Origin of the sequence: Acidovorax sp. SUPP2825 (assembly GCF_030158995.1) — a bacterium.
Classification (GTDB): domain Bacteria; phylum Pseudomonadota; class Gammaproteobacteria; order Burkholderiales; family Burkholderiaceae_C; genus Paracidovorax.
The window spans coordinates 55,138-77,110 of record NZ_BQXK01000010.1; the positions used below are offsets into that span (position 1 = coordinate 55,138).

Annotated in this window: 17 protein-coding genes; 12 read left to right on the forward strand and 5 right to left on the reverse strand. The window is 68.0% G+C overall.

The genetic code is table 11. The features are described 5' to 3' along the window. The first annotated feature begins 5 nt into the window (after window positions 1–5). On the forward strand, window positions 6–2,084 hold the full coding sequence (locus tag AVAK2825_RS14010; RefSeq protein WP_284399736.1) for a sensor domain-containing diguanylate cyclase: 2,079 nt from the start codon (window positions 6–8) through the stop codon (window positions 2,082–2,084). Here AVAK2825_RS14010 and xopAP read toward each other — a convergent pair. After that, window positions 2,081–3,109 (reverse strand): XopAP family type III secretion system effector, encoded by a 1,029-nt coding sequence (gene xopAP / locus AVAK2825_RS14015; protein WP_284399740.1) that lies wholly within the window; start codon window positions 3,107–3,109, stop codon window positions 2,081–2,083. The two genes, AVAK2825_RS14010 and xopAP, sit on opposite strands and share 4 nt — an antisense overlap. A 382-nt stretch (window positions 3,110–3,491) precedes the next feature. Next, entirely contained in the window at window positions 3,492–4,613 is a 1,122-nt protein-coding gene (locus AVAK2825_RS14020; protein WP_284399742.1) for a saccharopine dehydrogenase family protein, read from the reverse strand. A 161-nt stretch (window positions 4,614–4,774) separates the two neighbouring features. Here AVAK2825_RS14020 and AVAK2825_RS14025 point away from each other — a divergent pair, with 161 nt between their 5' ends. The 5 genes from AVAK2825_RS14025 (at window position 4,775) to rsxB (ending at window position 9,943) form a co-directional block, all read left to right on the forward strand. Continuing rightward, window positions 4,775–5,227, forward strand: a complete 453-nt coding sequence (locus tag AVAK2825_RS14025; RefSeq protein WP_272569505.1) for an Lrp/AsnC family transcriptional regulator — start codon at window positions 4,775–4,777, stop codon at window positions 5,225–5,227. A gap of 211 nt (window positions 5,228–5,438) precedes the next feature. Continuing rightward, a complete protein-coding gene (gene dusA / locus AVAK2825_RS14030; RefSeq protein WP_284400100.1) occupies window positions 5,439–6,434 on the forward strand; it encodes a tRNA dihydrouridine(20/20a) synthase DusA in 996 nt (331 codons plus the stop codon). A gap of 125 nt (window positions 6,435–6,559) precedes the next feature. Continuing rightward, on the forward strand, window positions 6,560–7,630 hold the full coding sequence (locus tag AVAK2825_RS14035) for a GTP pyrophosphokinase (RefSeq protein WP_284399750.1): 1,071 nt from the start codon (window positions 6,560–6,562) through the stop codon (window positions 7,628–7,630). Window positions 7,631–7,844: 214 nt separating this feature from the next. Continuing rightward, complete coding sequence (locus AVAK2825_RS14040; RefSeq protein ID WP_284399755.1) at window positions 7,845–9,272, forward strand: polyhydroxyalkanoate depolymerase; 1,428 nt, start codon at window positions 7,845–7,847, stop codon at window positions 9,270–9,272. After that, on the forward strand, window positions 9,269–9,943 hold the full coding sequence (rsxB, locus tag AVAK2825_RS14045; RefSeq protein ID WP_284399757.1) for an electron transport complex subunit RsxB: 675 nt from the start codon (window positions 9,269–9,271) through the stop codon (window positions 9,941–9,943). Before AVAK2825_RS14040 ends, rsxB begins: the two co-directional genes overlap by 4 nt. A gap of 64 nt (window positions 9,944–10,007) precedes the next feature. On the opposite strand, the gene AVAK2825_RS14050 is transcribed toward rsxB, so the two are convergent. Further along, window positions 10,008–11,504 carry a methyl-accepting chemotaxis protein gene (locus AVAK2825_RS14050; protein WP_284399760.1) on the reverse strand — a complete coding sequence of 499 codons (1,497 nt, stop codon included), beginning with the start codon at window positions 11,502–11,504 and terminating at the stop codon, window positions 10,008–10,010. 212 nt (window positions 11,505–11,716) lie between these two features. Here AVAK2825_RS14050 and dapC point away from each other — a divergent pair, with 212 nt between their 5' ends. The 6 genes from dapC (at window position 11,717) to AVAK2825_RS14080 (ending at window position 19,342) form a co-directional block, all read left to right on the forward strand. Beyond that, window positions 11,717–12,919 carry a succinyldiaminopimelate transaminase gene (dapC, locus tag AVAK2825_RS14055; protein ID WP_284399763.1) on the forward strand — a complete coding sequence of 401 codons (1,203 nt, stop codon included), beginning with the start codon at window positions 11,717–11,719 and terminating at the stop codon, window positions 12,917–12,919. An 8-nt stretch (window positions 12,920–12,927) separates the two neighbouring features. Further along, window positions 12,928–13,752 (forward strand): 2,3,4,5-tetrahydropyridine-2,6-dicarboxylate N-succinyltransferase, encoded by an 825-nt coding sequence (dapD, locus tag AVAK2825_RS14060; RefSeq protein WP_272569511.1) that lies wholly within the window; start codon window positions 12,928–12,930, stop codon window positions 13,750–13,752. Between the two features lie 82 nt (window positions 13,753–13,834). Continuing rightward, a complete protein-coding gene (locus tag AVAK2825_RS14065; protein WP_092745801.1) occupies window positions 13,835–14,995 on the forward strand; it encodes a PilT/PilU family type 4a pilus ATPase in 1,161 nt (386 codons plus the stop codon). Window positions 14,996–15,035: 40 nt separating this feature from the next. Then, on the forward strand, window positions 15,036–16,211 hold the full coding sequence (gene dapE / locus AVAK2825_RS14070) for a succinyl-diaminopimelate desuccinylase (RefSeq protein ID WP_284399774.1): 1,176 nt from the start codon (window positions 15,036–15,038) through the stop codon (window positions 16,209–16,211). Then, window positions 16,208–17,149, forward strand: a complete 942-nt coding sequence (prmB, locus tag AVAK2825_RS14075; protein ID WP_284399776.1) for a 50S ribosomal protein L3 N(5)-glutamine methyltransferase — start codon at window positions 16,208–16,210, stop codon at window positions 17,147–17,149. Before dapE ends, prmB begins: the two co-directional genes overlap by 4 nt. Before the next feature lie 144 nt (window positions 17,150–17,293). Continuing rightward, a complete protein-coding gene (locus AVAK2825_RS14080; protein ID WP_284399778.1) occupies window positions 17,294–19,342 on the forward strand; it encodes an ABC-F family ATP-binding cassette domain-containing protein in 2,049 nt (682 codons plus the stop codon). 409 nt (window positions 19,343–19,751) lie between these two features. Here the strand turns inward: AVAK2825_RS14080 and phbB are convergent, their stop codons facing one another. Then, window positions 19,752–20,489, reverse strand: a complete 738-nt coding sequence (gene phbB, locus AVAK2825_RS14085) for an acetoacetyl-CoA reductase (RefSeq protein ID WP_272569516.1) — start codon at window positions 20,487–20,489, stop codon at window positions 19,752–19,754. Between the two features lie 218 nt (window positions 20,490–20,707). After that, the gene (locus AVAK2825_RS14090) at window positions 20,708–21,889 is read right to left on the reverse strand and encodes an acetyl-CoA C-acetyltransferase (protein ID WP_284399781.1); all 1,182 of its coding nucleotides are present in this window, start codon (window positions 21,887–21,889) and stop codon (window positions 20,708–20,710) included. Window positions 21,890–21,973: the final 84 nt, after the last annotated feature.

A 21,973-nucleotide genomic window follows, 5' to 3' on the forward strand; every position in this document is an offset into this window, starting at 1 on the left:
CTTGCATGCTGGAGCGGTTTTTCTTGCTGGGAGAGTCCCCTGCCGACCTGCTGGTGGCGCAGCACGATCCGTGGCTGGTGCTGCTGTCGGTGGCGGTGGCCGTGGCCACGTCGACCCTTGCCCTGCACCTGGCGGGGCAAGCCCGGCTGACCCACGAACCGGTGCACCGCACGATGGCCTTGGCCACCTCCGCCGTCGCGCTGGGGGCGGGCATCTGGGCCATGCACTTCATCGGCATGCTGGCCTTCACCCTGTGCGTGGCGGTGCGCTACGACGTGGGCATCACCCTCCTGTCGATGCTGCCGGGCCTGGCCGCCTCCTGGGTGGCGCTGAACGTGCTGGTCCGTCAGCAAGTCACCGGGCGGCAGTTGGCCATGGGCGGACTGCTCGTGGGCGCGGGCATCGGCGCCATGCACTACGCCGGCATGGAAGCCCTGCGCATGGCACCGGACCTGCGCTACGACCCGGCCTGGTTCGCCGCATCGATCGTGGTGGCGGTCGTCCTGGCCGTGCTGGCGCTGTGGGTGCGTTTCACGGTGCACCAGCGCAGCGGCATGTCCAACTGGCAGGCCACCCTGCTGTCGGGCAGCATCATGGGCATGGCGATCTCGGGCATGCACTACACCGCCATGGCGGCCGCCCGCTTCGTCGGGCAGGCCGACCCGGAACTACAGGACAGCCACGCCTGGACGCAGGCGCTCGCGGTGACGGTGGCGCTGGTGACGGCCGGGGTGGGGATCTTCGCGGGCGTGTCCAACGGACTGATCCGCTACCGCGACATGTACCGCAAGGTGCGCCGCAGCGAATCGCGCCTGCGCGCCCTGGTGGACACGGCGGTGGACGGCATCATCACCATCGACCATGAAGGCACGATGCAGAGCTACAACCGCTCGGCCGAGCGCATCTTCGGCTGGCCGCCCGCCGACGTGCTGGGCCGCAACATCCGCATGCTCATGCCGCAGCCGGACAGCGCCGCCCACGACGGCTACCTGCGCCGCTACCTGGAGACCGGCGAGGCGCGCATCATCGGCACGGGCCGCGAAGTGCTGGGGCTGCACCGCGACGGCAGCACCTTCCCGCTGCGGCTGGCCATCGGCCGCGCCGATGCGCCGGGGGGGCCGATGTTCGTGGGATTCGTCACCGACCTGCGCGGCGTGAAGGAGGCCGAGATGCGGCTGGGCATCGCCGCCAGCGTGTTCGCGCACAGCTACGAGGCGGTGCTCATCCTGGACGCCGAACGCCTCATCGTGGATGCCAATCCCGCGTTCGAGCGGATGATGGGCGAGTCCCGCACCGATGTCCTCGGGCGCCACGTGCAGACGCTCTACGCCGCCGCCCCGCATCTCGACTTTCCCGGTGTGTGGCATGCGGTGCAGGCCCAGGGCTACTGGCAGGGGGAACTGCTCGGGCGCAGTCCGCAGGGTGCCGTGCCGCAGCGCGTGTCCATCGCGGCGGTGCTGGGCGACGAAGGCTACCCGCACCACTACATCGTGGTCATCAGTGACATCACCCAGATCAAGGCGCACGAGCAGGAGCTGGAGCACATCGCGCTGTACGACAGCCTCACCGGCCTGCCCAACCGGCGCCTGCTCGCCGACCGGCTGGTGCTGGCGATCGCCCATGCGCAACGGCACCGCGAATTGCTGGCCGTGTGCTACCTCGACCTCGACGGCTTCAAGCGCGTGAACGACCAGCACGGCCATGCCGCTGGCGACCAGTTGCTCGTCGAGGTGGGCCGCCGCATCCAGTCGCATCTGCGCGCCGAGGACACGCTGGCGCGCCTGGGCGGCGACGAGATGGTGCTGCTGATCGGCGGGCTGCAATCCCCCGACGACTGCGCGCCCCTGCTGGCGCGGGTGCTGCAGGCCGTGCACCAGCCCGTGCCGCTGCCGCGCGGTCAGGGATTCGTCTCGGCCAGCATCGGCCTGAGCATCTACCCGCTGGATGGCGACACCCCCGACCTGCTGCTGCGCCAGGCCGATCACGCCATGTACGAGGCCAAGCAGAACGGCAAGAACCACTGCCGCCGGTTCGCGGGTGCCGAACCCATGGTACAGGCTCCGCTGCATGGGCCCGGCCGCTAGGTGCCGAGCGCCTCGGGCCGCGGTGGAGGCGCCTGCACCTGTTGCGCCACGGCGCCGAAGAGGTGCTCCAGGTCCGACGGATGCATGGCCGATGCGATCACGGGCTGCCACTGGGGCAGCTCGTGGTTGTCGGACAGGTTGATCCGATCCGCCCATCGGTCCTGGTAAGTGACGATCCGGGGATTACCTGCCGCGGAGTAGGTCCCTGGCTGTGCCGACGCCACCCAGCCCGGGTGGTGCATGAGCATCGGCATGGACTGGATCGGGTCCAGCGACCGGGTGAACTGGCGCAGCGCAAAGGCCATGCCCCCTGCGGTCTTCGGGGCGACGTAGCGCTGCGCGACGGCCTCCATCCCCAGGCGCGGCGGGTTGAAGGCGTAGGTGCTGACCTTGCCACGCGCGCCGTTGGCGTCCAGGAAATGCGCGATGTCGAAGCTGGCCAGGGTGGCCACCGCCGCGCCCAGGCTGTGGCCTACCACCGAGACCGAGAGCGTCTTGTCGCTGTCCCGCGCCATCGCGGCATAGCGCATCAGCAGGCCGGCCAAATCCAGCCCGTTGGCGCGCGGCGCCATCGCCTCGGCGTGCCACCGTTCCTGCCAGCCGCTGCCCACCCGTCCCAGATCGGGCAGGCCCGCGGCCAGCGGGTTGGCATGGGCCCGCGGAATCTGCGACTTGAGGTCGCACATCAGATCGTCGGGGTCCTCCATGCGCGTGCCGGCAAACCCCAGCACGACGGCAAGGACCTGCGGGTGCTCCAGGTGGTCCCAGCATTTGGTGGCCGCGCTGGACTGGTCGGCCGCGAAACGCATGCCGCCCCGACCGGTGATCTCGTCGAAATCCACGGTGTACGCCTGCCCCGCGAAATCCCGCATGCCCTCCAGCACGGCCCGCTGCAGGGCCTGCCTGGTCCTGGACGGCAGGCCACGGGCACCGCCGGCCTGCGGCAGATCGACCGCCCAAAGGGCCTCGGCGATGTCCACCGAAGCCATGTCGACGGCCACCGGGGCCGCCGGACGGGCCCGCATCGGCGCGGAGCCCGGAGAGAGGCGTGGCGGCCGTTGAACGGCCAACCCGTGCAACGGCCCTGCCGTGCTGTGCCGCATCGGGACGCGCACCGGGACACCGGCCGGATGGCCTGGCCGGCTGGGGACGCCCACGGAATGCGGCGGCGCCGTCGCTGGAAGGGGCTGTCGGAAAAATGCCGTGGTCATCGATCAGAGGTGCGCGGGTGACGCACGCGGGCGGGGGGTTGGGCGCAGACCCTGGCACCGGCGCATGGAATGGGGGTGGAAACCGAGGCCGGTATTCCACTGCGCACGCCGCGGTCCGGCGCGACCGTGGGCGAACCGAGATGCCGTCCCGCGAACCGCGCAGCCCTCCCCGTGCCCGGTCCATCTTCGCCCCGGTTCAGGCGGCAGCCACCCCTTCCGCCTGCGCCAGCGCGTGATCGCGATAGGCCCGGCCGAAGCGATTGCCCAGGAAATCCCCCAGCGCGATCTGCTCCTGCCGGATGAACCCCGACTGCGGCAGCCGCCCCTGCACCACCAGATCCAGCGCCGCGCAGATGCTGGCCGCCGTGGTCAGCTGGATGGCATTCAGCGCATGCCCGCGTACCGTGGCGCCGACGATGCGTGCCGAATAGGCATCCTGCACCAGCCGCCCGCCGCGCAGGCCCGCTGCACTGGCGAAGACCACGATCACGTCCTGCTCGGTGGCCGGAATGGCGGCCTCGAAAATGTCCTTGAGCAGGTCACGCCGGTCGCGCAGGCGCAGGTCGTTCAGCAGCAGCTTCAGGATGGCGCAGTGCCCCGGATAGCGGATCGACTGGTAATCCATGCGGCGGGCCCTGCCGGCCCAGGTTTCGGGCAGGGTGCCCAGCCCGCCCGAAGTGTTGAAGGCCTCGTACTCCACCCCGTCGAGCGCGAAGGTCTCCAGCCCGTCCAGCGCCGCCACGGTGGTGGGCTGGCCGTCCACGATGGCTTCGCAGGGGTTGCAGTATTCGTTGATGAGGCCTTCGGTGCTCCACGTCAGGTTGTAGCGCAGCGCGCCCAGCGGGTAGCGCGGCAACGCACCCACGCGCATGCGCAGGTCGTGCAGTGTGTCGAAGCGCTGCGCCAGATCGTTGCCCACCACGCCGATGAAGCCTGGTGCCAGCCCGCACTGCGGCATCAGCACGCTGCGGGCGTCCTGCGCCAGGGCGCGGATCGCCTGCGTGCTGCGCACGTCTTCGGTCAGGTCGAAATAATGCACCCCGTGGCGGGCGCACAGCGTGGCCACCGGCACGGCGCGGTGGAACGGCAACGCATTCAATACGGCGAACTGCCCGGCGACGGCCGCCTCCAGGGCGCCATCGTCCTGCAGCAGCACGGTGCCGACGCCCAGCGCCGCCACCCGGGCCAGCGCCTCGGGGTCCCGGTCGGCCACGGTGATCCGGTATTCGCCCACCTCCTGCAGCAGCACGGCCATGGCAAAACCGATGTGGCCCGCGCCCAGTATGGCGATGCGATGGGTCGATGGGGTGGAAAGCATGGCGGTCTCCTCAGGGGGTTGTGATGAAGGGATGAATGCAGCCATGCTAGGTGCCGATGCTGTCGATGTGTAGCGTGCAAAACGTCACATTTTCCCAAAATATTCGCCGAACCGGCGAAAATGCCTGACGCATTCGCATCCCAAGCTCCAAAGGACCCGCCATGGCCACCGAAATGGACGACACCGATCGCCGCCTGCTCAGCCTGCTGCAGGCCAACGCGCGCGAAAGCACCGCGCTGCTTGCTCGCCGCCTGGGCCTGGCGCGCACCACCGTCGTCGCGCGCATCGCCCGGTTGGAGCGCGAAGGCATCGTGGCTGGCTACGGCGTGCGGCTGGGCGCGCCGCTGCAGGCGCAGGCCGTGCGCGCCTGGTGCAGCCTGAGCGTGCTGCCCAAGGCCTCGCCGGCGGTGCTGCGCATGCTCGGTGCGCTGCCCGAGGTGGAAGAGGTCTCGGCCGTGAGCGGTGCGTTCGACTACCTCGTGTTCCTGCGCTGCACCAGCCATGAACAGCTCGATGCGCTGCTCGACCGCATCGGCCAGTTGGAGGGCGTGCACCAGACGCAGACCAGCATCGTGCTCAGCCGCAAGATCGACCGGCGGGGCGCCGGCGACTGAAGGCGCTGCCGCTTGCTCCTGATTACATAGCAACACAGGCAATCAATCCGCCGGCATGGGCACATTTCCCTTCGAATCCGTCTTCCCGGGCCCGATGGGATAATGCGCCCTGCCCTTCCCCCTGCCCTGTCTCCCCTCCGCCTGCCGCTTTTTTCTGCCCGTGCCCATGTCCAACGCACCCCACAGCCCCTGGCGCCTGTCCGTCGCGCCCATGATGGACTGGACCGACCGCCACTGCCGCTACCTGCACCGCCTGCTGAGCCGCCATGCGCTGCTCTACACCGAGATGGTGACGACCGGCGCGCTGATCCACGGCGACGTGGAGCGGCACCTGCGCTTCAACGCCGAGGAGCACCCGGTGGCCCTGCAACTGGGCGGCAGCGAGCCGGCCGATCTGGCCCAGGCCGCGCGGCTGGGTGCGCAGTGGGGTTACGGCGAGATCAACCTCAACTGCGGCTGCCCCAGCGAGCGGGTGCAGCGCGGCGCTTTCGGCGCCTGCCTCATGAACGAGCCGCAACTGGTGGCCGACGGCGTGAAGGCCATGGTCGATGTGGTGGACGTGCCGGTCACGGTCAAGCACCGCATCGGCATCGACCAGAGCGAACACTACGGCTTCGTGCGCGACTTCATCGGCACCGTGGCGGATGCGGGCTGCAACGTGTTCATCGTCCATGCGCGCAACGCCTGGCTCAAGGGCCTGTCGCCCAAGGAAAACCGCGAGATTCCGCCGCTGCGGTACGACGTGGTGCAACGCCTGAAGGCGGATTTTCCGCACCTCACCATCGCCTTGAACGGCGGCCTGGCCACCGACGAGGCCGTAGCCGATGCGCTGGGCCGGGTCGATGGCGCCATGGTGGGGCGCGAGGCGTACCACAACCCCTGGTGGCTCGCGCGCTGGGACGCGCTCTATTTCGGCGCCGCTGACAACATCCTCACACGCGAGGGGGTCGAGGCCGCCATGGTGGACTACATGGCACGCGAGGCGGCACTGCACGGCACCCACTGGTATTCGATCGCCCGCCACATGCTGGGGCTGCGCCACGGCCTGCCGGGCGCGCGGCGCTGGCGGCAGGTGTGGAGCGACCACCGGTTGAAGGGCCTGCCCGCGCACGAGGTGATGGCCCTGGCGCAGGCGCCGCAGCGCGGCGCGCCTTCGGACACCCCGGCCGCCCTGGACGCCTCGGCCGAACTGGCAGCCACACGGTAAATCCGGCCGACACGGCCGGCGCCGTTCCGTGCACCGGGCCCGGGCAATGCAGTTGGACTACGATGGCGGCTCGGACGCTGGCCCGCCCTGGAGGCCATCGCCCTCAAGCACCGTTTCTTTTGCCCATGCCCTCGCTCGATTTCTCCCGGGAAGAAAAAGGCTTCGAAGCCGCCTATGCCCAGGAACTGCCTGCGCTGCAGTACGCCTGCGCCTCCTATATGGCGCTGCTGCAGGCCATCCTCTCGCGCACGCCCCACCTGGACATCACCAAGGTCGAGGGGCGCGTGAAGGACCGCCGCGAATGCGTGAACAAGTTCTCGCGCAAGTACCGTGCGGCGCTGGAAGAAAGCAATACCCCCTACGAGATCCGCCCCTACATCACCGACCTGATCGGCGTGCGGGTGGTGTGCCTGTACGAGGACGAGCTGGAAAAGGTGGCGCAGGCCGTGCGATCGCACTTCGACGTGATCGACGTGACCGACAAGGTGACGGCGGTGGAGAGCACCGAGGACTCCTTCGGCTACAAGGGCCTGCACCTGGACCTGCGGCTGACGCCGACCCAGGCGGCCCTGGCCGAACACGCGGCCTATGCCCACCAGCCGTTCGAGCTGCAGGTGCGCACGATCATCCAGGACTCCTGGAGCGTGCTGGACCACAAGATCAAGTACAAGAAATCGATCCCCGGGCAGCTCAAGCGGCGCATCAACGTGCTGTCGGCCCTGTTCGAGCTGGCCGACCGCGAGTTCCTGCAGATCCGCGACGCGACCGAGGCCGAACTGCGGCAGGCACCTGACGAAACCGCCGAACCCGACGAGGGCTCCGACCTGGAGTCGGCCCCCGCCGAGCAGGCGCAGGCGCCTGGCAGCGAGCTCAATGCGTTCACGTTCCTCAAGATCGCGAACCACTTCTTCAAGGACCAGGACTTCGAGCCGCACAAGGTGGACTTGTTCGTGGAGGACATCCGCGCGTGGTCGCCCACCATCACACGCGCTCGCTTCAATACCCTGATGCGGGCCACCATCGGCACCGTCAAACGCTACAAGCAGCACTTCGAGGACCACAACCCTCAGGGCAGCTTCAACGCCTACACCGTCATCCGGCACTGCCTTTACCTGGGCGACCGCACCACGTTCCGCCGGGCCCTGCGCAACAGTTCGCGCGAGGCGTTCGAGGCGTGGCTGAAAGAACAAGCCTGACGACGCGTTCCGGCACCGACCACTAAAGCAGCCCTCAGCGCAATCATCACTAGGGCATAGTGCTATATTTTTAATAGCAAACAAACAGCCTTCCGTCACGCGACAATTGTTTCCATTTGTCGCATAGGTGACTCGTTGTCAGTACTTTCACGCCATACAGGGGTTGCGTTGTACTGCTATATTGCACTGCAACATATCCGGAGTTTCGCGCCAAATGCTTTACAACATCTACGAAACCCAGCGTTCGCTCATGGAGCCGTTCGCGGACTTTGCCCAGACCGCCTCCAAGCTCTACAGCAACCCCGTGTCCCCCTTCAGCCAGACGGTCTTCGCCCAGCGCATGTCGGCGGGCTACGACCTGCTGTACCGCCTGGGCAAGGATTACGAGAAGCCGGTGTTCGGCATCCACACCGTCAGCGTGAAGGGCACCGATGTCGCCATCCACGAACGGGTGGAGATCGACAAGCCCTTTTGCGAGCTGCGCCGCTTCAAGCGCTTCTCGGACGACCCCGCCACCCTCACCCACATCAAGCAGCAGCCCGCCGTGCTGATCGTGGCACCGTTGTCGGGCCACTACGCCACGCTGCTGCGCGACACCGTGCGCACCATGCTGCAGGGCCACAAGGTCTACATCACCGACTGGAAGAATGCCCGCCTCGTGCCGCTCGCCGACGGCGCCTTCCATCTGGATGACTATGTGAACTACGTGCAGGAGTTCATCCGCCACCTGCAGTCGCGCTACGGCAACTGCCACGTGGTCAGCGTGTGCCAGCCCACGGTGCCGGTGCTGGCTGCCGTGTCGCTCATGGCCAGCCGCGGCGAGACCACGCCGCTGTCCATGACCATGATGGGCGGGCCCATCGACGCGCGCAAATCCCCCACCGCGGTGAACAACCTGGCCACGAACCGCAGCTACGAGTGGTTCGAGAACAACGTGATCTACCGCGTGCCCGACAGCTTCCCCGGCGCGGGCCGGCGCGTGTACCCCGGCTTCCTGCAGCACACCGGCTTCGTGGCGATGAACCCCGACCGCCACGCCACCAGCCACTACGACTATTTCAAGGACCTCATCAAGGGCGACGACGCCAGCGCCGAGGCCCACCGCAAGTTCTACGACGAATACAACGCCGTGCTGGACATGGACGCGGACTACTACCTGGAGACCATCAAGACCGTCTTCCAGGACTACAGCCTGGTGCACGGCACCTGGGATGTGCGCGCCCCCGAGGGCCAGCCCGAGCGCGTGCGCCCGCAGGACATCCACACCACCGCGCTGCTCACCGTCGAAGGCGAGCTGGACGACATCTCCGGCTCCGGCCAGACCGAGGCCGCGCACAGCCTGTGCACCGGCATCGCCCAGAAGAACCGCAGCCACTACGAAGTGAAGGGTGCGGGCCACTACGGCATCTTCAGCGGCCGCCGCTGGCGCGATCTGGTGTACCCCCAGGTGCGCGACTTCATCCTGGCCCATGAGCCCGCCCACGTGGCCGACACCGGCACCACGCCCCTGCCCAGCGACGACGCACCGCGCCGCCGCACCGGCGCTGCGGCGGCCGTGCACGCGGACACGGCCGGGCTGAAGGCAGCGGCCACGGCCGCCGCCAGCGCGCCGCGCGCCAAGCGCGCGCCCCGCAAGGCTTGACCCCCGCCGCGGACACCGTCCGCGCGCTCGCGGCGCGCATCGATGCGGTGCTGCCGCAGACGCAGTGCACCCGCTGCGGCTACCCCGATTGCGCGGCCTATGCCCTGGCGGTCGCCACGGCAGAGGCCGGCATCAACCAATGCCCGCCCGGTGGCGCCGAGGGCGTGGAACGCCTGGCCGCCCTCACGCAGAGGCCGGTGCAGCCGCTCTCGCCCGACCACGGCACCGAAGGGCCGCGCGCCGTGGCATTCATCGACGAGGCCTGGTGCATCGGCTGCACGCTGTGCCTCAAGGCCTGCCCCACGGACGCGATCCTGGGGGCCAACAAGCAGATGCACACAGTGATCGAGGACCATTGCACGGGCTGCGAACTGTGCATTCCCGTGTGCCCGGTCGATTGCATCGTGCTGGAGAACGCCAGCGGCAGCGCGACCGGGTGGACCGCCTGGTCCGCGGCACAGGCCGGGCACGCCCGGGACCGCTACGCGGCCCGCACCCAGCGGCTGGCCCGTGACGCACAGGCGGCACCCGCCTTGCTGCCGACCCCAGAGCCCGCTACGGCCTCAGCCGACGCAGGGGCGGCCGCATCCTCGGAGCCGCCCGGAGATGCCAAGCAGGCCGCCATCGCCGCCGCCATGGCCCGGGCCCGCGCCAGGCGTTCCACCGGCTGACGCGAGCGCCGGCAACGCTGGCTCGCCGCCCTTTTCTCCTGCGGGTGGAAGCGCCCGACCAGGGTCAGGCCGCAGCGATGAGCGACTTGTAGACGCCGCAGCCCAGGTAGATCTCCCCGGCCTTGCACACGAACGACATCTTGGTCTGCACCCGGCCGGTGGCCGGGTTGGTGATGTTGTACTCCACCCACCCCGGCCCCTGCTCGGCCTGGCCCGCGATGGACGCCATCAGCGCCGCGCCGTCGATGCCGGGAATGTCCTGCACGCGGGACCCGACCTTGGCCGGATTGCCACCGAAGGCCAGGTAGGTGCCGTCCGGACGCAGCGCGAACACATACATGTCCCGGTCGTGGAAAGGCTGGGCCGGGTCCGTCAGCGTGCGCAGCAGGCTGGCCTGCGGCGCCGTGCGCGCCAGGGCCGCAGCCCGCTCCACCAGCGCCTTGGCCTCGTCGGCCGTGCCCTGCTGCAGGCGGAACGACATCACCGCCCGCGAGAGCGTGGAGGCGCGGTGTTCCAGCGCCTCGGCCTGGTGCACGGCCTGGCCCACCATCTGGGCGTTGCGCTGGGTGATCTGGTCGAGCTGCTGCACGGCGGCGCTGATTTCGCTGAGGCCGGTGCTCTGCTCGGCGCTGGAGGCCGATATCTCGCTCACGTTGGCGGCCACGCTGCGCACGCCGCCCGCCATCTCGGCGATGCCCGAGCCCGCCGCCCGGATCAGTTGCGCGCTGGTCTCCACCTGGCGCACCGAGTCGCCGATGAGGTCGCGGATCTCGCGCGCCGCCGCGCCCGATCGCCCGGCCAGCGAGCGCACTTCGGACGCCACCACGGCGAATCCCCGGCCCTGCTCACCCGCGCGGGCCGCCTCCACCGCCGCGTTCAGCGCCAGGATGTTGGTCTGGAAGGCAATGCCGTCGATCACCGCCGTGATCTCGGCCATGCGGCTGGCCCCCTGCTGGATGGCCTCGACCGACTGCACCGCCCGGCCCATGGCCTGCGCGCCCGCATCGGCCGAGGTGCGCACCTGGGCCGCCTGCTGGTCCGCCGAGCGGGCGGTTTCGGCGTTCTGCTGCACGGCGGAGGACAGTTGTTCGACGCTCGCGGCGGTCTGCTCCAGATTGGCGGCCTGCTGCTCGGTGCGCTCGGCCAGCGCCCGGTTGTCCGCGGCCAGGCTCTCGCCGGCATGCGCCACCAGCGCGGCATTGCTGCGGATGTCGGCCACCATCGACGACAGCATGAGCACCATGCGCTCCAGCAGGCCACCCAGTCGGGCCATTTCGTCCTGCCCCGCGATGCGCGGCCGCGCCCCCAGGTCGCCGCGCGCCGCGCTGTCCATGGCATGGGCCAGCACCGCGAGGTCGTCCGCCATGCCGCGGTGCATCGCCGCCGCCAGGTAGGCGACCAGGACGCTTCCGGCAGCGAACCACCACCACCGGCCCTGTGTGGCCAGCGCCACGGCCAGCATCGATGCCAACGCGGTGCCCGACAGCAGCGCCATCTTGGCGGGCAACGCCAGGCGGCGCATCAGCCGCACGCCCGGCCCCATTGGCGAAAATGAACCCATTCCGATGTCTCCCCAAGCGCTTTTAGTGCGCGAATGCTAGAGGCTGCGACTTACGCACGATTGACACACGCCAAGCGCGAAACGGCGCTTACGGCGACGAACACGGTGCGCGCCGGCCCGCCACCACCGCCCTGCCCGAGCCGTCCCCGGGCCACTGCTGGTGGGCGCGTGCCCGGCGGAAGACCGCGCTCCATCCACCATAATGGCGGCCCATGAATCCCCTGCTCTCCCACCTGCAGCCCTACCCATTCGAGCGGCTGCGACAGCTCTTCGCGGGGGTCACGCCCCCGGCGTCGCACCGCGCCATCAGCCTCGGCATGGGGGAACCCCGCCACCCCACGCCCGCCTTCATCAAGGAAGCGCTCACCCAAAGCCTGTCGGGCCTGGCCAGCTACCCTGCCACGGCCGGCGAGCCACGCCTTCGCCAGGCCTGCGCCGACTGGATGCAGCGGCGCTACGGCCTGGCGGTGGATGCCGCCACCCAGGTGCTGCCCATCAACGGATCGCGCGAGGCGCTGTTCGCCTTCGCGCAGACCATCATCGACCCAACGCGCGCGGGCGCAACGGTGGTTTGCCCCAATCCCTTCTATCAAATCTACGAAGGCGCGGCGCTGCTGTCGGGCGCCACGCCCTACTACGCGCCCAGCGACCCGGCCCGCAACTTCGCCGTGGACTGGGACAGCGTGCCCGAGAGCGTCTGGCAGAACACGCAGTTGCTCTTCGTGTGCTCCCCCGGCAACCCCACGGGAGCGGTCATGCCGCTGGCCGAATGGCAAAAGCTCTTCGAGCTGAGCGACCGCCACGGCTTCGTCATCGCCTCGGACGAGTGCTACAGCGAGATCTACTTCCAGGGCGAGCCGCCGTTGGGCGGGCTGGAGGCCGCGGCCCAGCTCGGCCGCGCCGACTTCCGCAACCTGATCGCCTTCACCAGCCTGTCCAAGCGCAGCAACGTGCCCGGCCTGCGCAGCGGCTTCGTGGCGGGCGATGCCCGGCTGATCCAGGCCTTCCTGCTCTACCGCACCTACCATGGCAGCGCCATGGGCCCGGCCGTGCAGGGCGCGAGCATCGCAGCCTGGAACGACGAGCAGCACGTGAACGAGAACCGCGCGCTCTACCGCCGCAAGTTCGAAGAGGTCACGCCGCTGCTGGCCCGCGTGATGGACGTGGCGCTGCCCGACGCGGGCTTCTACCTCTGGGCCCGCGTGCCCGACGCCCTGGGCCTGACCGATGCGCAGTTCGCCCGCGAACTGCTCGCTCAATACAATGTGACGGTGCTGCCCGGCAGCTACCTCGCCCGCGAGGCCGGCGGCGTCAACCCTGGCGCGCAACGCATCCGCATGGCCCTGGTGGCCGAAGCCGAAGAATGCGTGGAGGCAGCCCAGCGCATCGTGCAATTCATCCAATCCCATCCCTGAACCGACCCATGACCCAACAACTTCAGACCCTCATCGACAACGCCTGGGACAACCGCGCCAGCCTCTCGCCCGCCGCGGCCCCCAAGGAGGTGCAGGATGCCGTGGAACACGTGATCGCCGAGCTGAACAACGGCAAGCTGCGCGTGGCCACGCGCGAAGGCGTGGGCCAGTGGACGGTGCACCAGTGGATCAAGAAGGCCGTGCTGCTGTCGTTCCGCCTCAAGGACAACGAAATCATGAAGGCCGGCGAACTGGGCTTCTACGACAAGGTGCCCACGAAGTTCGGCCACCTGTCGGCCCAGGAAATGGCCGCCACCGGCGTGCGCGTGGTGCCCCCCGCCGTGGCGCGGCGCGGCAGCTACATCGCCAAGGGCGCCATCCTGATGCCCAGCTACGTGAACATCGGCGCCTACGTGGACGAAGGCACCATGGTCGATACCTGGGCCACCGTGGGCAGCTGCGCCCAGGTGGGCAAGAACGTCCACCTGTCCGGTGGCGTGGGGCTGGGCGGCGTGCTGGAGCCGCTGCAGGCCAACCCGACCATCATCGAGGACAACTGCTTCATCGGCGCTCGTTCGGAGATCGTCGAAGGCGTGATCGTGGAAGAGAACTCCGTCATCTCGATGGGCGTGTACATCGGCCAGAGCACCCCCATCTACGACCGCGCCACCGGCGAGACCAGCTTCGGCCGCGTGCCGGCCGGCTCGGTCGTGGTGAGCGGCAACCTGCCCAAGGACAATGGCCGCTACAGCATGTACGCCGCCATCATCGTCAAGAAGGTGGATGCCAAGACCCGCTCCACCACCAGCCTGAACGACCTGCTGCGCGACTGACCGCACCGCACGCCGCACCGCCCCAGATCTGATCCGCCCGTCCACCCGCGACCCGCACCCGACGAACGAAAGAGCAATCCCCATGAGCACGATGGAACGGATTCTTCGACTGATGGCCGAAAAGCGGGCGTCGGACGTGTACCTGTCGGCCAACGCGCCGGCGCTGATCAAGATCAACGGCGAGTGCGTGCCGATCAACAGCCAGGTGCTTCCGGCCGACGCGCCGAAGAACCTGCTGGCCGAGATCGTCCCGCCCGACCGCATTGAGGAGCTGGAGGAAACCGGCGAACTCAACATGGGCGTGCCGCTCACCGGCGTCGGGCGCTTTCGCGTGAGCGCCATGCGCCAGCGCGGCAGCTACGCGGTGGTGATCCGCTTCATCGCGCAGCACATTCCGCCGCTCGCCTCGCTGAACCTGCCGCCGGTGCTGAGCGACCTCATCCTGGAAAAGCGCGGTCTGCTGCTCGTCGTCGGCGCCACGGGCTCGGGCAAGAGCACCACGCTTGCCTCGATGATCGACAGCCGCAACGAGCAGCTCACCGGCCACATCCTGACCGTGGAAGACCCGGTGGAATACCAGTTCCGCAACAAGAAGTCGATCGTGAACCAGCGCGAGATCGGCGCCGACACGCAGTCGCTGCAGACCGCCCTGAAAAACGCCCTGCGCCAGGCGCCCGACGTGATCCTGATCGGCGAAATCCGCGACCGCGAGACCATGTCCGCCGCCATCGCCTATGCGCAGTCGGGGCACCTGTGCCTGGCCACCCTGCACGGCAACAACAGCTACCACGCGCTCAACCGGATTTTGAGCTTCTACCCCGTCGAGGTGCGTCCCACCATGCTGGGCGACCTGGGCTCGGCGCTCAAGGCCATCGTCTCGCAGCGCCTGGTGCGCACCCCGGCAGGCGAGCGCGTGCCCGCCGTCGAGGTCATGCTCAACACCAAGCTGGTGGGCGACCTGATCGAGAAGGGCGACTTCTCGGGCGTGCGCGAGGCCATGGAGAAGTCCATGGCCGAAGGCTCGCAGACGTTCGAGGAGGCGCTGGCCCAGCTCATCCTCGAAGGCCGCATCGACCGCAAGGAAGGCATGGCCTATGCCGACTCGCCCACCAACCTGATGTGGCGGCTGCAGAACGATTTCTCCCTGGCTTCCAAGAACGCCAAAGCCCAGAGCGAGGCCGCGCGGGAAGAGGAAGACCAGCCGTCCTTCACCGAGATCGTGCTGGACGTCAAGCCGTCCTGACCTGCCCCGCCCTCCTTCGCCCGAACCGCCTGCCCAAACGATGTCCCGAACCCTGCACCTGGCCGAACAGCTCATTGCCCGCCCCTCCATCACCCCGAACGACGCGGGCTGCCTGGAACTGCTGGCCGACCGCCTGCGGCCGCTCGGTTTCGAATGCGAGCGCATGGACAGCGGGCCGCAGGACTTCCGCGTCAGCAACCTTTGGGCAAAACGGCCCGCAGCGCAATCAGCACTAGGGCATGGCGCTATCAAAACCGTAGTATTCGCCGGCCACACCGATGTGGTGCCGACCGGCCCCGTCGAGCAATGGGGCAGCGATCCCTTCACGCCCATGCACCGCGGCGGCAAGCTCTATGGCCGCGGCGCGAGCGACATGAAGACCTCGATCGCCGCCTTCGTCGTCGCCGTGGAAGAGTTCCTGGCGGCCACGCCCGAGCCGGACCTGCAGATCGCGTTCCTGCTCACCAGCGACGAAGAAGGCCCCTCGGTGGACGGCACCAAGGTCGTGGTCGATCGGCTGCGCGAGCGTGGCGAGGCGCTGCATTACTGCATCGTGGGCGAACCCACGTCGGTCGAGAAGACCGGCGACATGATCAAGAACGGCCGCCGCGGCACCCTCAGCGGACGGCTCACCGTGCGGGGCGTGCAGGGCCACATCGCCTACCCGCAACTGGCGCGCAACCCCATCCACCAGGCCCTGCCGGCGCTGGCTGAACTGGCCGCCATCCGCTGGGACGAGGGCAACGCCTTCTTTCCGCCCACCAGCTGGCAGATCAGCAACATGCACGGCGGCACGGGCGCGACCAACGTCATCCCCGGCGCGGTGGTGATCGACTTCAACTTCCGCTTTTCCACCGAATCGACGGCCGAGGGCCTGAAGCAGCGCGTGCATGCGCTGCTGGACCGCCATGGCCTCGAATACGGCCTGTCCTGGACCTTGGGCGGGCAGCCCTTTCTCACGGAGCCCGGCGAACTGGTGCGGGCCGTGCAGCAGGCGGTGCAGGATGAAACGGGCTTGGACACCGAGCTGTCCACCACCGGTGGCACCAGCGACGGCCGGTTCATCGCGCAGATCTGCCCACAGGTGATCGAACTGGGTCCGCCCAACGCCACCATCCACAAGATCGACGAGCACGTGGTCGTGGCCGACATCGAGCCGCTGAAGAACATCTACCGCCGCACGCTCGAGCATCTGAACGCACAGGCGGCCGCATGAGCGAAACGGCGCAAACCACCCGGGCTCCGGTGCATGGCGACACGGTCGGCGCCCTGATCGCCTCCGGGACCGCGCGGCTGGAGGCCTCGGGCGTGGCCTTCGGGCACGGCACCGCCAATGCGCGCGACGAGGCCGTGTGGCTGGTGCTGTGGCGCCTGGGCATTGCCCTGGACGAGCCGCTGGACGATGGCCTGGAGCCCGTTTCCGCCCGACCCGTGGCTGCGGCCGATCAAGCCCGCGTGGCCGCGCTCTTCGAAGAGCGCATCGCTACCCGCAAACCCGCGGCCTACCTGACGCGCGAAGCGTGGTTGCAAGGCGTTCCGTTCTACGTGGACGAGCGGGCCATCGTGCCGCGCAGCTTCATCGCCGAACTGCTGGTGAACCCGCCACCGGATGGAGGCATCGACGGATTTTTGGGCGAGCAGACGCGAGCCGTGCTGGACCTGTGCACCGGCAACGGCAGCCTGGCCATCCTGGCGGCCATGGTCTATCCGGACGTACAGATCACCGCGGCCGACATCTCGCCCGAAGCGCTGGCCGTGGCCCGCATCAATGTGGACAAGCACGGCCTGCAAGAGCGCGTGGCATTGCAACAGTCCGACGGACTGGACGCTGTGCCGGGCCCGTGGGACCTGATCCTCTGCAACCCTCCCTACGTGAATGCCCAGAGCATGGCGGCGCTGCCCCAGGAGTACCGTGCCGAGCCCGCGTTGGCCCTGGCCGGTGGTCCGGATGGCATGGACTTCGTCCGCCGCCTGCTGGCACAGGCGCCCGGCTGTATGAGCGAAGACGGCGTGCTGGTGCTGGAGATCGGCAACGAGCGCAGCCATTTCGAGGCCGCCTTTCCGGACCTGCCCGTGTTCTGGCTCGACACGAGCGCCGGCGAGGACCAGGTGCTGCTGATCACCCGTGAGGCACTGGTGGCACACCCGACCTGATTTCGCGCCGCCGACCGGGGGCGCCCAGGCGCCCTGCTCCCTTCGCGCGGGCCGCCGTTTGCGGCGCGTGCCGGGCTGGTGCTTGCCATCCAGCCCCCGTTTTTTCTTCGGGCGTTTTTTGAACGCCCTTGCTGGTTCTTATCGATGATCACACTCAAAAACGTCACCTTGCGCCGCAGCGCCAAGGTCCTGCTCGACCGCGTCTCCGTCACCATCAACCCCGGAGAGAACGTGGGCCTGGTCGGGCGCAACGGCGCGGGCAAATCCAGCCTGTTCGCACTGCTCAACCGCACGCTGCACGAGGATGGCGGTGACTTCTTCATTCCGCCGCAGTGGCGCATGGCCCAGGTCGCGCAGAACATGCCGGAGACCTCGGAGTCGGCCACCGAATTCGTGCTGAACGGCGATACGCGCCTGGCCGAACTGCGCCAGGCCCTGGTCCAGGCCGAGAAGGACGAGGACGGCATGGCCATCGCGCATGCCTATTCCGACCTGGCCGATGCCGGCGACCACGACGCCGTGCCACGCGCCCAGGCGCTCATCCTGGGCCTGGGGTTTCGCGTGTCCGAACTGGAACACCCCGTGAACAGCTTCTCGGGCGGCTGGCGCATGCGTCTGCAGTTGGCGCGGGCGCTGATGAGCCCCAGCGACCTGCTGCTGCTCGACGAACCCACCAACCACTTGGACCTGGACGCCCTGGTGTGGCTGGAAGCCTGGCTCAAGCGCTACGCCGGCACGCTGATCGTGATCAGCCATGACCGCGAATTCCTCGATGCCATCACCAACGTCACGCTGCAAATCGAGAACGCCCAGCTGAACCGCTACGGCGGCAACTACAGCCGCTTCGAGGAACTGCGTGCCCAGCAGATCGAACTGCAGCAGGCCTCGTTCGCCAAGCAGCAGGACAAGATCGCCCACCTGCAGAAGTTCATCGACCGCTTCAAGGCCAAGGCCAGCAAGGCCAAGCAGGCGCAGAGCCGGGTCAAGGCGCTGGAGCGCATGGAAAAGATCGCACCCCTGCTGGCCGAGGCGGAATTCACGTTCGAATTCAAGGAACCGGTCAACCTGCCCAACCCCATGCTGGCAATCAGCGACGCGTCGTTCGGGTACACGCCCGAGGAAGGCGAGCCGACGACCATCCTGCGGCACGTGAGCCGCTCCGTGCTGGCAGGCCAGCGCATCGGCATTCTGGGCGCGAACGGCCAAGGCAAGTCCACGCTGGTCAAGACCATCGCGCGCGAGATGAAGCCGCTGGCCGGCTCGGTCATCGAGGGCAAGGGCTTGTCGATCGGCTACTTCGCGCAGCAGGAACTGGACGTGCTGCGGCCTTCCGACAATCCGCTCGAGCACATGATCCGCCTGGCCAAGGAACTGGGCCCCAATGCCCGCGAGCCCAGCCGCGAGCAGGACCTGCGCAGCTACCTGGGCAGCTTCAACTTCTCCGGTGACATGGTCAAGCAATCGGTCGGCACGATGAGCGGAGGCGAAAAGGCCCGCCTGGTGCTGGCGATGATCGTCTGGCAGCGCCCCAACCTGCTGCTGCTGGATGAGCCCACCAACCACCTGGACCTGGCCACCCGCGAGGCGCTGTCCATGGCGCTCAACGAGTTCGAAGGCACCGTGATGCTGGTCAGCCATGACCGGGCGTTGCTGCGGGCGGTGTGCGATGAATTCTGGCTGGTGGGACGGGGTGGGGTCGGCCCGTTCGACGGCGATCTGGACGATTACCAGCGCTACCTGCTGGAGGAATCCAAACGCCTGCGCGAGCAGGCCAAGGCGGCCGAGTCCGCGGCTTCGTCGGCACCCTTGGCGCCAGCGGTGGTGACTGCCGCGCCGGTGGCGGCCCCCGTTGCCCCTGCGCCTTCGGTGACGTCCGCGCCAGTGGCCGCTGCGCCCGTGGCGCGCGATGCCCGGGAGCAACGCAAGCTGGGTGCCCAGGCCCGGCAGCAGTTGGCCGAGAAAACCCGCCCCTTGAAGCGCGAGCTGGAGAAGGTCAACCAACGGTTGGCCGCCCTCACCGCCGAGAAAGCCGAGATCGAGGAACGCCTGACCCAACCCCTGCCGCCGGCCGAAATCGCGGAAAACGGGCGCCGGCTGAAAGCCTGTGCCGATGAAACCGACCAGCTCGAAGAGCGCTGGCTGGAAATTTCATCCGAGGTGGAAGCTCTCGAATCTCAAGCCAGCGAAGCGTAAAACCATGTAACCATTGCCACTGAATTCCGATTCAGTGTCAAATGGGGACTCATTGATTAGCTATGTTTTTAGGAGCAAAAAAATCGCCGTCAACTGGTTGCGTTTTTTTGCATTCTTCTGTCAACGGGCCTTCCGGGCGGGGCGTTGTTCATCCATCACAGGAGATAACCGTATGACTACCACCGCTATCATGTCCGCCTGGCCCGAAGACGAACGCGACCGCAAGCGCGCACCGGCCCGCCTCTGAGGGCTGGCGCTTCGGCCCAGAAGGCTCAGGTCACTTCGACACCACAGCCTCCGCCAGCGCCTCCTTCCCTTCTCCCACATTTCCTCCCCCCAATTGAAAAAACCCCGCCTCGGCGGGGTTTTTGTTGCCTTGACGGGTGCCGCGCAAAGCGGCATCCGCCGTTCAGCCCATGTGCAAGCCGCCGTTGACCGAGAAATCGGCCCCCGTGGCGTAGCCGCCCTCTTCCGAGGCCAGCCAGGCGATGATCGATGCGATCTCGCTCGGTTCACCCAGGCGTTTGACCGGAACGGTGGCCACGATCTTTTCCAGCACGTCGGGACGGATCGCTTTCACCATGTCGGTGCCGATGTAGCCCGGGCTCACGGTGTTCACCGTCACGCCCTTGGTCGCCAGTTCCTGCGCCAGTGCCATCGAGAAGCCGTGCATGCCGGCCTTGGCGGCGGAATAGTTGGTCTGGCCGGCCTGGCCCTTCTCGCCGTTCACGCTGCTGATGTTGATGATGCGGCCCCAGCCTTTTTCCACCATGTCGCCCACGACCTGCTTGGTCACGTTGAACATGCTGTTGAGGTTGGTTTCGATGACCGCGTCCCAGTCTTCGCGCGACATCTTGAGGAACATGCGGTCGCGCGTGATGCCCGCGTTGTTCACCAGCACGTCGATGGTGCCGTGATCGGCCTTCGTGGCCGTGAAGGCATCCACGGTGGAATCCCAGTCGCCGACATTGCCCACCGAGGCATGGAAGGTATAGCCCAGCGCCTTTTGCTCGGCCAGCCATTTGGCGTGGTCGCGCGTGGGCCCGCAGCCCGCGATGACCTTGAAACCATCCTTGTGCAAACGCTGGCAGATGGCCGTTCCGATGCCACCCATGCCCCCTGTGACATACGCTACTTTCTGGTTCATGTGAGTTCTCCTTATCAACGATTCACGCGAGCACTCTAACCAAGATTCCACGCCCGGCCGCTGAGGAAAACACCGAGCCACACAAATTTTGACAAAGCCATGCGGGCCCCGCGTGCTATCAGAACCGCAGCAGCCATGCCGCGGGCGAAAAAAAGCCGCACCGAAGTGCGGCTTTTGTCTTCATGCAGAAGGGCCGCGGTCAAGGGACCGCGCGCCGTTCAGGCCCGCTCGACCGCCAGCGACACGCCCATTCCGCCGCCGATGCACAGGGCGGCCACACCCTTCTTGGCGCCGCGGCGCTTCATCTCGTGCAGCAGCGTGACGAGCACGCGGCAGCCGGACGCCCCGATGGGATGGCCGATGGCGATGGCGCCGCCGTTCACGTTCACCTTGGCGGCATCCAGGCCCAAGGCCTGGTTCACCGCGCAGGCCTGGGCGGCGAAGGCCTCGTTCAGCTCGAACAGGTCCACGTCGTCCGCCGTCCAGCCGGCGCGCTTCAGGGCCTTGCGGGTGGCAGACACCGGGCCCATGCCCATCGTGGCGGGGTCCAGGCCGCTGGTGCCGTAGGACACGATGCGTGCCAGCGGCTCCAGGCCCAGTTCGGCGGCCTTCTTGGCGCTCATCACGACCACGGCGGCGGCGCCGTCGTTCAGGCCCGACGCATTGCCCGCGGTGACGGAGCCGGCCTTGTCGAAGGCCGGGCGCAGGCCCGACAGGGCCTCCGCATTGGTCTTGCGATTGAGGTATTCGTCGGCATTGAAGAGCACGGGGTCGCCCTTCTTCTGCGCCAGGCTGACGGTCACGATCTCATCGGCGAACTTGCCGGCGTCCTGCGCCGCGGCGGCCTTCTGCTGGCTGCCCAGGGCCAGCGCGTCCTGCTGCTCGCGGGTGATGCCGTGTTCCTTGGCCACGTTCTCGGCGGTGATGCCCATGTGGTACTGGTTGTACACGTCCCACAGGCCGTCGACGATCATGGTGTCGGCCATCTTCCAGTCGCCCATGCGCTGGCCTTCGCGCGAGCCGTTGAGCACGTGGGGCGACAGGCTCATGTTCTCCTGGCCGCCGGCCACCACAATCTCGCTGTCGCCGGTGGCGATGGCCTGGGCCGCCAGCATGACGGCCTTCAGGCCCGAGCCGCAGACCGCGTTGATGGTGAGGGCAGGGGTTTCCTTGGCCACGCCGGCCTTCATCATGGCCTGGCGTGCGGGGTTCTGGCCGACGCCGGCCGTCAGCACCTGGCCCATGATGACTTCGCCGACCTGGTCCAGCGGTACCTTGGCGCGGGCCAGGGCCTCCTTGATGACGATGGCGCCCAGTTCGGTGGCGGGGGTCTTGGCGAGCGCGCCGCCGAACTTGCCCACGGCCGTGCGAACGGCGGAAACGATGACGATGTCTTCCATATCAGTCCTTTTTGTGCAGAAACGGGAATCTTGAAATCGGGGAGCCCTGCGGGCCGCGGCGCGCCCGTGCGGCCGATTGTGTCA